The sequence below is a fragment of the Dyadobacter sp. genome (assembly GCF_017744695.1).
Classification (GTDB): Bacteria; Bacteroidota; Bacteroidia; order Cytophagales; family Spirosomataceae; genus Dyadobacter.
In genome coordinates this window covers 72,050-85,139 of the sequence record NZ_JAGIAS010000009.1, presented here as the reverse complement: position 1 = coordinate 85,139, position 13,090 = coordinate 72,050, and the positions used below count along the sequence as shown (strand labels likewise).

At 49.0% G+C, this 13,090-nt stretch carries 9 protein-coding genes; 2 read left to right on the top strand and 7 right to left on the bottom strand.

Features of this window, described 5'->3' with window-relative positions; all coding sequences use genetic code 11:
• Window positions 1-503 precede the first annotated feature (503 nt).
• Window positions 504-1,220, top strand: a complete 717-nt coding sequence (locus tag J7619_RS27135; protein ID WP_291206552.1) for a response regulator transcription factor — start codon at window positions 504-506, stop codon at window positions 1,218-1,220.
• A 95-nt stretch (window positions 1,221-1,315) separates the two neighbouring features.
• Here J7619_RS27135 and J7619_RS27130 read toward each other — a convergent pair whose 3' ends face one another.
• The 4 genes from J7619_RS27130 to J7619_RS27115 all read right to left on the bottom strand — a co-directional run bounded on the left by J7619_RS27130 (window position 1,316) and on the right by J7619_RS27115 (window position 8,669).
• Window positions 1,316-4,408, bottom strand: coding sequence for a T9SS type A sorting domain-containing protein (locus tag J7619_RS27130; RefSeq protein WP_291206549.1), 3,093 nt, complete (start codon window positions 4,406-4,408; stop codon window positions 1,316-1,318).
• A 3-nt stretch (window positions 4,409-4,411) separates the two neighbouring features.
• The gene (locus J7619_RS27125) at window positions 4,412-5,947 is read right to left on the bottom strand and encodes a DUF1501 domain-containing protein (protein WP_291206546.1); all 1,536 of its coding nucleotides are present in this window, start codon (window positions 5,945-5,947) and stop codon (window positions 4,412-4,414) included.
• Window positions 5,948-5,957: 10 nt separating this feature from the next.
• A complete protein-coding gene (locus J7619_RS27120) occupies window positions 5,958-7,595 on the bottom strand; it encodes a DUF1800 family protein (RefSeq protein ID WP_291206543.1) in 1,638 nt (545 codons plus the stop codon).
• Window positions 7,596-7,982: 387 nt separating this feature from the next.
• Window positions 7,983-8,669: a pseudouridine synthase gene (locus tag J7619_RS27115; protein ID WP_291206540.1), complete on the bottom strand. Its 687-nt coding sequence runs from the start codon at window positions 8,667-8,669 to the stop codon at window positions 7,983-7,985.
• Between the two features lie 118 nt (window positions 8,670-8,787).
• On the opposite strand from J7619_RS27115, the gene J7619_RS27110 reads away from it, so the two are divergent.
• The gene (locus tag J7619_RS27110) at window positions 8,788-10,182 is read left to right on the top strand and encodes a T9SS type A sorting domain-containing protein (RefSeq protein ID WP_291206536.1); all 1,395 of its coding nucleotides are present in this window, start codon (window positions 8,788-8,790) and stop codon (window positions 10,180-10,182) included.
• Here the strand turns inward: J7619_RS27110 and J7619_RS27105 are convergent.
• The 3 genes from J7619_RS27105 to J7619_RS27095 all read right to left on the bottom strand — a co-directional run bounded on the left by J7619_RS27105 (window position 10,179) and on the right by J7619_RS27095 (window position 13,089).
• Window positions 10,179-10,916 carry a DUF1361 domain-containing protein gene (locus J7619_RS27105; RefSeq protein WP_291206533.1) on the bottom strand — a complete coding sequence of 246 codons (738 nt, stop codon included), beginning with the start codon at window positions 10,914-10,916 and terminating at the stop codon, window positions 10,179-10,181. The two genes, J7619_RS27110 and J7619_RS27105, sit on opposite strands and share 4 nt — an antisense overlap.
• Window positions 10,917-10,986: 70 nt before the next feature.
• Entirely contained in the window at window positions 10,987-12,399 is a 1,413-nt protein-coding gene (locus J7619_RS27100) for a DEAD/DEAH box helicase (RefSeq protein WP_291206530.1), read from the bottom strand.
• 324 nt (window positions 12,400-12,723) lie between these two features.
• Window positions 12,724-13,089 (bottom strand): DUF779 domain-containing protein, encoded by a 366-nt coding sequence (locus tag J7619_RS27095; RefSeq protein ID WP_291206527.1) that lies wholly within the window; start codon window positions 13,087-13,089, stop codon window positions 12,724-12,726.
• Window position 13,090: the final 1 nt, after the last annotated feature.

Here is a 13,090-nt window from a genome sequence, read left to right as displayed (position 1 = left end):
CAATATTCTACTCCGGGTATTCGACCCCAGCTCATTTCACGCACTAAAATCCGTATCCAGCCAAGAGCCTTCTACAATTTCTGAAAGCAAATCAGAGATCGTTCGGAGCAGAATCTATCTGATGCGGTATAGCCATGAAGTAATATTTTATTCAACGTTAATAATAGAAAGATGTTACCAGCAACGATTCCCACAACTGCCCGACAGGGCCGGCCTCCCCGGCAGATCACACAACGATTATCTGTCGCGACTACATTGATGAGCCAATCAATTCGACCAAAAGCATCCAGCCAGCGCTGATTGGCCGGCAAGTCCCGTTTTTTACCGTTTCACATCCAAAGCTGCCAGCTAGCTCCTAGATTTCTATAACAGATATCGTCCGCTAGATTTTGCCCGGCTTCCAGCTGGTATGCATTCACCTGCAAACCTGAATGGAGCGCCTCTCTGCCAAATAACCCCTGATAATCAGTACAATACATAACTAATCTTTAATCCCTCCAACAATGAGAATAGCACTAATTGATAGCCACCAGATCTTCACCGAAGCCCTCAGAATAAATCTGATCAACTCTCTGCCTGCCATAGAATCGATCGACCATTACAGCTCGATCCAGGCTTTTACAACGGAAGTTCGCGCTATCCCTCCTACCCTTATAATCACCGAACTATGCTTCAACGGCAAATACGACAAGGGCGTAGACGCCATCTTTCGCCATACTGACAAAAGCACCAAAATAATCGTGCTGACATCGCTCAATGACGACTGGCTGATCAGAAGCTACATGCGGTTAGGCGCCAAGGCGTTCTTGACCAAAACCTGCTTGTCCCAAGAGCTTTTTACCGCGATTGCACAGGTTCAGAAAGGCAATTTGTTTCTCTCCGAAGATGTTCAGAACATATTGTCAGCAGGCATTACCGCGGGAGCTCCATCGGTAGATTATCTATCGAGCATTGAGCGGGCCATACTGGAAGCCCTTTCACGGGAAGAGCCGCTCAAAGCAATCGCCAACCATCTGAACATATCGATGATCGAGCTCAAATATCACCGCAGAATGCTGATGGAGCGGTTTGCCACGAAGCATTTTGCGGATTTGGTGGATCTTGCAAAAAAACCGGGGTTTCTCAAAACAGAAACTACCGGAAGCAAATCGGAGGCCGGCTCACGCGGGGGGAAACCTGTTGTGAGATTTCCGCATAAGGATGTCGCTGTGCGGGCTTGAGGATTGGATTTATGAAGTTAGTACCCCTGTTGATCGCGTCACGACTACGCAATCAACAGGGGTACTATTTCAATTGATGGAGCGACTCACGGAGGTTACTTCACCAGAACCAGTCGTCTCAATTTTATTTTAGAACCCGCTTCCAGCTTCACAACATAAATACCAGGGGAGAATTCCCGAAGGTCAATCTGTTGGTGAATGGGATAATCTCTTTCTGAAAGCTGCGTCGTCCATACGGTTCGGCCAACCAAATTCACCACAGACAATTTTGTCCCTGCTTTGACTTGATCGAGTCGTGCCGTTACAATGCCGGAAGTTGGATTAGGGAAGAAAGTAAAGGCAGGCTCCCCTTCTTCGACAGACTGAATTTCAATCCCTGCAGCATGCAGCTCCGTAATCCTAGCTGATGTGCTACAAACACCTAAACTCTTAGGCGAACCGCCCAGCGTAAAACTGCTCCCCTTCACGCGCGTACTCAACTGATGGACTACCCCATCCTTTAAGGACGCGGGCAGTGGGATATTAAAAGCGTAATTACCTGTACCGTATCCCGCCGCTTTCAAATCTCCACGATATATGTTAGCCAAACCACTGCCCACCACCGTACCGCCTTCCAGGATCTCTACCGTCAAAGCGCTGGCAGGATACGTCTTATCCCAGACCCAGCCTTTCAGGCCCGTACAATCTGCCATATCGAAACTGCCCAGGTACTGCGATGGAACTGCGCAGGTAATACTGCGTGGAGAGCCGCCTAAAACATAAGTTGTACCCTGAACACGAATGCTATATGAATGTGATTGACCGTCCTTCAAATTCGTAGGTAAGGGGATCGCAAAACCATAGTTACCGGTACCGTAGCCCGCCGCTTTCAAATCCGCACGGTAGGTCTTGGCCACGCTCGTCCCCACCACTATCCCGCCCGAGAGCAGTTCCACTGTCAACGCCACATCAGGGTGGTTCTTGTCCCAGACCCACCCGCGAAGCGAGTTACAATCACCTTCCTCGAATGAACCTACGTATTCCTCCTGCAAGCAAGTAACGCTTTTCGAACCACCTAACATGTAGCTGCTGCCCTGCACCCGCGCTGTCAGTTGATGCGCCTTGCCGTCTTTAAATGAAGCAGGTAGCGGGATTGCAAATCCGTAGTTGCCAGTACCGTAGCCGCCTGCTTTCAGATCTGCGCGATAAATATTGGCGACACCGCTAGCCACCACATTGCCCCCTTCCAAAATCTCAACTGCCAATGCGCTGGAAGGATACGTTTTATCCCAAACCCAGCCACGGAAAACAGAACAGTCTGCCAACTCGAAACTGCCCAGGTACTGCGACGGAACTGCGCAGGTAATACTGCGCGGAGAGCCGCCTAAAACATAAGTTGTACCCTGAACACGAATGCTATATGAACGTGATTGACCGTCCTTCAAATTCGTAGGTAAGGGGATCGCAAAACCGTAGTTACCTGTACCGTAGCCCGCCGCTTTCAAATCCGCACGGTAGGTCTTGGCCACGCTCGTCCCCACCACTATCCCGCCCGAGAGCAGTTCCACTGTCAACGCCACATCTGGGTGGTTCTTGTCCCAGACCCACCCGCGAAGCGAGTTACAATCACCTTCCTCGAATGAACCTACGTATTCCTCCTGCAAGCAAGTAACGCTTTTCGAACCACCTAACATGTAGCTGCTGCCCTGCACCCGCGCTGTCAGTTGATGCGCCTTGCCGTCTTTAAATGAAGCAGGTAGCGGGATTGCAAATCCGTAGTTACCAGTACCGTAGCCGCCTGCTTTCAGATCTGCGCGATAAATATTGGCGACACCGCTAGCCACCACATTGCCCCCTTCCAAAATCTCAACTGCCAATGCGCTGGAAGGATACGTTTTATCCCAAACCCAGCCACGGAAAGTAGCACAATCGGCGCTTTCAAAATTCCCAAAGAGTTGTGGCGTCCCACATTGCAATGTCTTCGGGGACCCATCCAGCACATACTTGCTGTCTTTTGCTCTCAAACTAATCTGTTTCGGCACGTTGGTTTTGACCGAGTTAGGCAAAGCAAACTCAAAACCTATTTTTCCACTGCCACCAATCTGGCTTTGAATATCCGCGCGGAACAGGTTGGCCGGAAATGATCCTTGCATCTGACCATCGGCCAGAAGGTCGACCACCAACGAAGAATCGGGATACTCCCCGATCATTGTCCATCCCTTAATCGTGTAACAGTCAGCAGTTTCGAATTCTCCACGGTAACCGCAACCAACGCTTCTCGGGGAACCGTCTAAAACGAATTCGGTACCTCGAACGCGAACAGAAAGGTTACGGTAGTTCCCGTCCCGGAAATCCTCCGGCAATGGGATCGAAAATCCGTATTTTCCTGTTCCTATCTCCTGATTCCACAGATCGGATCGGAAAGTATTTGCAAGAGTTTGAGTACGTACAGTCGCTCCTTCGACTACTTCAACCACTAATTCGGATTCTATATTGTTTTTATCATAAACCCATCCGGATATCGATCTGCAATCGGCGACTTCCAGTTTTCCGGCATAATCGCTCGGAGCAACGCTGTTGGTCAAGGCGCCTAGGGTAAATACCTCGTAGCCGTTTGGGACAAACGGCCGACTGCTCGAAATTGACCCTGCATTTAATGTGCTATTTCCACCGAGAGCGGACACAGCATCTACCTGCGAAGGAATTTTTTCCCATCGCTTGTTAGTCGCATTCCAGCCAACAATGGATAGTTTCTGTAACGTACTTCCGGTCAATGCAGCAACTGCACTCTCATTATTCCAGGTGAAGGTCAGGGTTGTCGCCAACGCGCCGTCAATATGCCAGTACTCGTTAGTACTGACCGCTTGTACTTCATCTGTCTTGGTGTTGACCGAAAAAGGCCCGCCGGAAACAACCGAACCACTGGCCGATTCGGCAAAATATGCGCCGATAATTCCTCCTCCGTCTGTGGCGAAGGGGCCTGCTTTACTACCATGGCCAACCGGAAAAATAAAACGCCCGACTCCATCCCTTTTCACATACCCATCAATAAAATGAGTGCTGCTCAGCCCGAGGAAATCCGCGCTTTCGGTGAAAGTCACCACCGAAGTCGGGGCACGTTCTGTCCGCAAAATTCCCGTTTGGGCAAATGCTCCGGTCGCGAGTAACAACGAGCCGAATAAAACTAATGCCAGTCGAAATCTCTTCATAATCTAGGCCCCGTTCTGTATTTGTACCCCAACTTTTCCTAAAAATTTCAACTCGGCTCCTATCTCCACTTTCAAGTCTTTCGCCTGAACTGCTGACCCGACTTCAATGACGTGGCCTTTACTTACCCGCACAATGTCCTTTAGAGTAGGCACGCGCCCAGACGACCAAACACCTGGATTATGCCAGGAACCGGAGGAAATCGTCCGCACTACATCCGAGAATAATGAGGTTGTCTGAAAATTTTTAAACAAGAGCTGGTCTGTCTTGGTCGTTGCGGTTCCAAACCAGTCGTTTAAAACATCCGAATAAACCCGTCTGAAATCGATTTGCATTTTAATATCCCGGTTAACCACGCCGGCACCTGGGTTGGCAGGCAGAAGTCCGTTCACAAGGTTCGGGTTCATCCCTACCAGCTGTCTTTTGATTCCGGTTCCGAACACGAACATAGGCGCCCCAATGCCATGATCGGTCCCTTTTGAAGCATTCGAATTTGCTCTTCGGCCAAAATCAGAAAATGTCATCCCAAGTACCTTCTCTTCGGTTCCTTGCAGTTTCAAATCATTTTGGAAGGCATAGACCGCATCGGAAAGTTTCTTAAGCAGCTGTGCATGGACACCCTCTGTGACACTTGTTCCAACCTGACCGGAATGGGTGTCGAAATTACCGAGCTCCACATAATAGATTTTTGATTTAAGTCCCCCATGTATAAGCCGGGCTACGATTTTGAGCTGATCTGCCAATTCATTTTTTTGTGCTGAATCCGGATAAGCCGCCAGGTTCCTTCCAGCGTCCGCGGCCGCTTTGATCTCGGAAGCATACCCCACCGCAAATGATTGTTTTTGACGAATATAATTCAACAAGTCGCCTGCATCACAGCATGGGGTGGGCCAATCTATGGCAGCACTGCTTTCTCCAATCAATTGATAAAATGAATTTGGATCCTGAATGGTAATACCCATCCCCTGTTCGCTTCCAGCCAGGGTAGTCGTGCTGATTTGTCCGATCTGAACAGCCAGTGGATCTTCCATTTCAGCATTGGGATAGCTGTCAGGAAAGCCGGGATAACGGTCATTGATATATCTGCCTGCCCACCCCGACAAGGCATACTGATTGGATTCAACCCCGGTCATCCAGATATCGGTTGATCTGTAATGTGAGAGATCGGGGTTGGGATACGACACACCATTGACGATCGCCAGCTTACCTTCATCATAAAGTGCGCGCATGCCGGTCATGACAGGGTGAAAGCCGGTCTCCGGATTTCCCGACAATTTCAGGATGGCACTCTCGGGTATTGCGATATTACTCCTCATGTTGTAATACTGTGAGTAAAATTCAAGTGGTATTACCGTATTCAATCCGTCGTTCCCACCCGCCAGATAAATGATGACCAGAATCCGGTCGCCATTCAGCGCAGCGGTCTGTTTAAGCGACTGTACCAGAGCTGAGCCTTTCGCAAACGACTTAACGCCAAAGCCGTCTAGAATGACGGGAGCCACCAACGCCGACGCTGCAGTTATAAAATCCCTTCTTTTCATATACACCCGGTTAAAACAGTTGGTATTCTGCCATGCGCAACAAATACTTTAATAGCGTTCTGGACCTCCACAGCACGACGTTCTGCTTGGCGGGATCGTTGGGTGCCGACCTATACGCGTCCCACTCCCGCACCCATGTGGTCCGTGCGCTGTTCTTCATCATCATAATGGAGTCTATCAGAAAGTCCTTTTGTGCTTGTGGAAGCTCGAACGGAAAGAGGTTTTTGGTAAATTCGGCCAAAACCTGCTCGCAGGTAATACCCGGTGTCCCGGATACGTCGGAAAAATTAGGTTGGATTTGTCTTAACCTCCCGAGAATATCGATCGCCATCAAACTGCCCGGTTTGAGCTCTAAGTAGGGGTAAATAAATGCATCCGTCCGTGTGCCGCGCTGCCCGATGGTCGTTTCGTTGATCCAGTTTCTTGAGTACCCTGTTTGATAGTATGGAAGCGAACCAAAAACGGAAGGCTGGTTGAGCAAATTGAGCTGCAAGAGATCCATTCCACTGCTGAGGAAGGCTATCATTTTATTAAATGCGGAATAGTCGGTCACGTAGTCCGGCACGGTTACATCGAATATCCTGACTGTTCCAATCAAGAGCTCCGCAGGAGATTTGACGATCGCTCCGAAATTTCTGCTGTCAAAAAAAATTACGCTGGTCAAAAGCGTGCGAATTATGGGCTCTATGGCAAAGTTGTTGGAACTTCCCGCGAAAAATGTTGCCAACGGCTTAATAACCTGCTCCTCGATTTCCGCTGTAACATTGGGGTTTACGTACCACCGGTACAACTCCCGGCAAATGTATTTGGGAGATTCAGGATGGCTCAAAAGCATATTGATCAGCTCCCTCAATTCCACCTCGCCCGCGTCGGCCCCGGATCTCCCCGCAATAATCGTATTGTTGTATTTTGCTGAAAAGGTCTTATCCCCCGTATCGTGTCTGTCCGGATTGAAAGATGATCCGATTTCTGTTGTACCTGCTTTTCTCAGGTTGGATGCCTGCCAGCCGGTCAGGACCCTCGCCGCCGCCTTCACATCCTGTTCGGTATAGTTGGCAACTCCATTAAAATCCTTTTGCCCCACGGTAAACAGCTCTTGTAATTCCCGGGCATAATTCTCATTTGGAAGCTCTTTCCAGTTCTCGTTACCATTTTGAAAAATCAGCATGCCCGGATCCTTGGTCATGCTAATCGCCATCTCCTTGAAATTACCAAGCGAGTTCGACCTTAGTAATGCGAGATAACGATAAGCGAACCGATAGTCTTGGATGGACGCATAGGTAACTACGAAATGATTTTGCCAGAAAGCAGTGAGTTTTTCGAGAACGGAAGGACGGCCATTTTGCTCAGCCATAAATCCAATCCACCAATTCCTAATATAGTTGTAGTAGGAAAAGCTCCTATTTTCATCGTAGGACTTCCCCAAAAAAGGCTGCCCCGCATCGCTTCTTGTCGCATCCATTTCCACCGGCGGCGGGGGCGTCGCCCGGTAGGATGCATTATTAATCAAAATATCAACAGCCTGCGATGCCGTCTTGCCGGTAAAGTCGGCTATTTCCTGCTGCGTCGGTCCAAAAGTCGCCCTTCTTAACAGGTGTGCAGCCGTCGCAGCCGTTAAGGGGGTGGTATAGGTATCCAGGTATGCCATGAGGTTGGCGTAATGGTTACAAAGCGTGAAAAACTTTAAGGAATATCTCCGACTTGTTGAAATTCCGGTACGGAGGCGGTTCTGACGGGCACAATATGTCTGTCCTTTACGGTCGATTCGCCATAAGGAAATACTTGCCTGATTCGTCGTGATTAAAAGAGCTCAGGAACTGAGGGTTCTCTGCCGGACGCCAATGCGCCCGAAAAATGGAGTGTAAGATTGGGCGTCCTACTATCCCGGATCTGGATTGGATAGTCTTTACATACTTCGATCTCTTTTGAACAACATCACTTCCTAACACATCACAAAACTAATCAATTGCAAAATATTTATCAAAGTATTTCTACAAATTTTTTCGAGATATTTTCTACGTCTGTCAAATACCCATCATTCCAGCAACAATACCTGGCGCATTCGCGAAAACTCTACCGGAAAGGGCGCCTGAATGGTCACCCTTTCTGTTGTCAAAGGATGCATAAAGTCCAACTCCACTGCATGCAGCATCATCTGCATCATGTCCAGATGCTCCTTGAAAAACCGGTTCTGCTTGTTGCACCCATGTGGGCGATCGCCAATGATCGGATGCAGAATGTGCGCCATGTGTTTGCGAAGCTGGTGCATACGTCCGGTGTCGGGGTTTAACTTCACCAGCGAGTAGCGGGAGGTAGCGTGTTTTCCAATGGCGAATGGCACTTCGCTGCGCATTAATGTCTCGAAATAAGTAACAGCGTCCTGCGTGACGCCGTCGTCGCGTTTCAAAGGATAGTCGATCGTACCGGTGTCGGGAGTATAGCCTCTCACGATGGCGTGATAAGTTTTGTTGATCTCGCCATCCATGAATTTGCGCTGCATTTCGCTGTTGATGGCTTCATCTAAGGCAAACAGCAGCACGCCGGAAGTTTTGCGGTCGAGACGGTGGACGGGGTACACTTTCCTGCCCAGTTGATCGCGCAGGAGCTGCACGGCGAAAACATCGGCATCACTTGCGATCGGCGAGCGATGCACGAGCAGGCCGTTGGGCTTATTGATAGCCACCAGGTGCTCGCACCGGTACAAAATCTGTAAAGGCTCCATTTGTTATAGTTGAAAAGTTAGTTTTGGAAACCTTTTGCCAATTTTTCGTTGCCGCAAATTTCGCCATGCCGAAATAGGTTATATTGCATCGGTTACAAAATTCACTGGACAATATCTTATGAGAAAATTTCTCCTTCTGGCCGTACTGGCCCTCTCGGCCGCTTGGTCGGCCAACGCACAAAGATGCACGATAACGCTCAACCTGACAAGCCAGCATAGCATCGATACACTTTCTCCTGCTACCAAATCCTGTGAGATCCAGGGAATCACCGTTTCCGGAGCCGGAATTATCAATCTAGAAGGCCTTTCGGGAATAGACACCATTAATGGCCCTCTATACATCTACCAGAATCCAAGCCTGTTAAGTCTGGATGGCCTTTCAGGTCTGAAAAACGTGGTGGGGGAAATCGATATAAACAATAATCCATTAATCACTAACTTAAACGGCCTTTCTGATTTAACAACTGTGGGGTACAACGTGAGGGTAGTTGATAACAAAGCATTGACTACCGTCTCAGCATTAAGCAAACTCACCCTTATACCCGGCTTTTTGTCCATTGGTAGAAATGAAAACCTGCTTAATCTCACCGGCCTGGAAAATATTGTTGAAATACAGGGCGCGGTCGCATTGGGAGCGATTCCGCTGGTTACCAATTTTGACCCGCTGAGTGCATTGACCCGCATCGGTGGATTTCTATACATAGGTCAAAATGCAGGATTAACCAGTGTTACCGGACTACGCAACCTCAGAGTTGTAAATGATTATATCAATTTTGAATTAAATAGCGTGCTAACCACGCTCGCCGGCCTCGACAGCCTGGATTATACAACCCCGTCCTACATCAAGCTCATTGACAATCCGCTTCTTTCTTTCTGTAGCGTCAAGGGTATTTGCAATTTCATGGCCAACCGCACCAATTATCTGATAGAAGGGAACGCCCAAGGGTGCAACAGCGATAATGAGATCAACACCGTTTGCGCCTCACTACCTGTCGAACTGGTTAGTTTTACGGGATCCAATAACCGGGAAGGTAACATCTTGAAATGGGAAACCGCGCAGGAAGTCAACAACTCCGGATTTGAACTTCAAAAAAGTCGTAACGGCAAGCTGTTTGACGTTCTGGCATTCATCCCAGGGAATGGCAATTCGAAAGCAAATCACCAGTATGAATACCCGGATATTGCGCCCTACCCCACAACTTACTATCGCTTAAAACAAAAAGATGAAGACGGAACTTTTGCATATTCCAAAATAGTGGCAGTAAAAGACAACTTTTCGCAATATAGAGTGAATTCAGATGCTACTAATATTTTCCCCAATCCAGTCAAAGATAATCTGACAATCAAGGCAAAAAACCCCCATCAGCCGTTTAATATTAGAAATGTCCAGGGCCAGATCGTAAAATCTGGAAAATATGTACCATCAGAACCCGTCGACGTCTCGAAAATCAACAACGGATTGCATTTCGTGACGGTAGGCTCAGAAACATTCGAGATTCTTATCAATAACTAGTGATCTCCGGATTCGGTGTTCTTCTTCGAATGCCGGATCCGGAAACGTATCACCCCCCACAGCACCAGGTATAATATCCCCAATAACATCCCGATCTCCATCGCAAACACCCACGCGGTGCGGTCCAACAGACTTTCGAAGAGGTTATTAAGGATCGCGCGCGGCTCATGAATAATGTCCCAGCTGTTCATCCGGCGCACGCGGCCGAGATATACGCCAAAGCCCGCCAGCGGAAGGCTTAAAAGCAGCAGCGTGTTGGCAGGCTTCCGGTCGAATACCTTCCGCCAGGAGCGGTGGATCCAGTAAAGCGAGACCAGCCCATTGAAAAGGCTCACTTCTGCATAAGAAAACAGCATGATGATATCATGCCAGGTCAAATCGCGCTGGTAATCCACGGTCAGGTGCGCCAGGTCGGTGATCATGTAAGGTGCATTCGGGAAGAATGCGAGCCAGGCAATGCTGAGAATCCCTAAAACGAATGGAATGTGTCCGAAACGCTTCGTGAGATTATCCGCCATGAAGGCGATAATGAGCGGTATCCAGCTCAGAAACAGGTTCCAATCGAGCGAAAAATCAACCGGGGAGTTGAAAAGGATGCGGACAAGGTGAAAAAATACCGCAAGCAGGCTCAGAAGCAAAAGCAGTAACAGCGAAAACAAGCCTTCCATCGTAATGATGGGAGGATCGGATACGCTGAATTTATAATTCCTTATCCAATCTATCAAACGGTCCAAGTGTACGTAATTTAAGTTCTTTCATGACGAATAAGCAAGACAAACAATGCTCACGTCTGACTAACTCTGATCAAGAGGCCTGTGCCTCAGTAGGGTTTACGGTTTTCGGCTGATCCTTCTTGGGTCTCCTCCGCTTGTTCCTGCGCTTCGCCCTGCCGGCCGCATTCGGTGCAATGGCCGCTGCCGCATCACCAGCTACAACGGCGGTTTCTGCGCCGGTCGTATGCTGGGGCTTTGTTTCGGGGCGTGGTTTCCTCGCGGATGGCGCTCCCTGCCCGGATTTTTTCCTGTTCTTTCTGTTGCTATTACGTCCTGCCGTACGAAAACGTGGCGGCTCGAATACAGGAGCCTCGCCCAGTCCCAGTTCTGCCGTAACGGATTTTTTCTCCAATTCCTTCTCAAAAAGCCTTTCGATCTTCAATACATATTTCTGATCGTGCTCATTGATGAACGTCATGGCTGTGCCTTTTGATTCGGCGCGTGCTGTACGCCCTATACGGTGCACGTAATCCTCGGGGTCGCGGGGAACGTCGTAGTTCACAACATGGCTGAGATTATCAATATCTATGCCGCGGGATAATACGTCGGTCGCAACCAGGATCGGGAACTGCCGGTTTTTGAAGTCACGCAGTACGATTTCTCTTTCCCCTTGCTCCGAATCCGATGAAATACCATGTGCGCCGAGTCCCAATTTACGCAGTGCCCGCACGATCGGTTCAACGTTGGATTTGCGGGAGGTGAACAGTACCATACTGATATTTTCGACGCCTTTCAGCAAATGCATCAGAAGCGGCAGCTTCTGCTCGTCTTTGGCCAGATAAAACTGCTGATCGATCCGGTCGGCCGGGCGCGAAACCGCCAGCCTGATCTCTTCGGGGTCTTTCAGAATGCGTTTGGCCAGGTCACCGATCTTGGGCGGCATGGTGGCCGAAAACATCAATGTCTGACGCTCGTTGGGCAGATAACTCATAATTTTCAGGATGTCACCCAGAAAGCCCATGTCCAGCATACGGTCGGCCTCGTCGAGGACCAGGTGCCGCAGGTCACGGAAATGAACGTAGCCCAGCTGCAAATGCGCAATGAGCCTGCCCGGCGTAGCAATAATAATGTCCGCACCTTGGGTTAATGCTTTCTTCTGCTGATCCCATTCCGGGCCTTTATTGCCACCATAGACTGCAATGCTGGTCGCACCTACAAAATAGCCCAGTCCCTGGATTTGCTGATCGATCTGCACAGCAAGCTCCCGGGTAGGCACCAGAATCAGCGCGCCGGTGTGCGCGTTGGCCTCGTGGGCAACTTTGTCGAGAATGGGAATCAGGTACGCGGCTGTTTTGCCAGTTCCTGTTTGTGCACAAGCTAACAGGTCTTTCCCGCTGAGAATGTGTGGTATAGCCTGCTCCTGGATAGGCGTTGCCAGTTGGTAGTTCATGGAATCCACGGCGTTCAAAACGTCTTCGTGGAGTTCAAATTCGTTGAAATTCAAAATTCAGCTTTTAATATCCGCAAATTCGTTGATTTACAGATGTGTTATACATATAGCTGACCTTGATTTTCCCAGTCAGCAAACCGCTCGATTTGAACAAATATAACCATTAAGTGCTAAAACGACAAGAAAGGTGTGAAACCACCGTGTAAAAGATTCACTACACGACTGGCTCGGGTGTGGTCATTGTGGCCAGGTATAGTCAAGTGCAATCAAGAATAGTCAGGTATGGTCAGGTATTGTCATTGAGGGAAAAACAACCCTTGACAAAACCTGACCACATCTGACTATACTTGACTATAACTTCTTGCAACAATACAGTTTTCAGACGTTGACTGCCCTGAGATCGCCAGCCTCTTCGGGCGTGTAAAGTCTCGATCGGGTGATGAAACGTACACCCAATGGTATCTCTAATGAAAAACTCGCGCCCCGACCGGGTACGACATCGATCGTCAGCTGCGTATGCTGCCAGTACTCGAATTGGTCGCGACTCATAAAAAACGCACAGCCTCCTATTTCCCCTAACAACACATCACTTTCCGATACGCGGAACTCTCCCTTGGGAAAACACATGGGCTGTGAGCCATCACAACAACCTCCACTCTGATGAAACATCAGCTCACCGTGCAACTCCCGAAGCTGGTTCACGACCTTTTTGGCTTCGGGAGTAATCAGAACGCGCTCGGTCATA

Bases quoted from the DNA above. Each gene is read 5' to 3' on its own strand.
- J7619_RS27135 (WP_291206552.1), top strand. From the start codon at position 504: ATGAGAATAGCACTAATTGATAGCCACCAGATCTTCACCGAAGCCCTC.
- J7619_RS27130 (WP_291206549.1), bottom strand. From the start codon at position 4,408: ATGAAGAGATTTCGACTGGCATTAGTTTTATTCGGCTCGTTGTTACTC.
- J7619_RS27125 (WP_291206546.1), bottom strand. From the start codon at position 5,947: ATGAAAAGAAGGGATTTTATAACTGCAGCGTCGGCGTTGGTGGCTCCC.
- J7619_RS27095 (WP_291206527.1), bottom strand. From the start codon at position 13,089: ATGACCGAGCGCGTTCTGATTACTCCCGAAGCCAAAAAGGTCGTGAAC.
- J7619_RS27120 (WP_291206543.1), bottom strand. From the start codon at position 7,595: ATGGCATACCTGGATACCTATACCACCCCCTTAACGGCTGCGACGGCT.
- J7619_RS27115 (WP_291206540.1), bottom strand. From the start codon at position 8,669: ATGGAGCCTTTACAGATTTTGTACCGGTGCGAGCACCTGGTGGCTATC.
- J7619_RS27110 (WP_291206536.1), top strand. From the start codon at position 8,788: ATGAGAAAATTTCTCCTTCTGGCCGTACTGGCCCTCTCGGCCGCTTGG.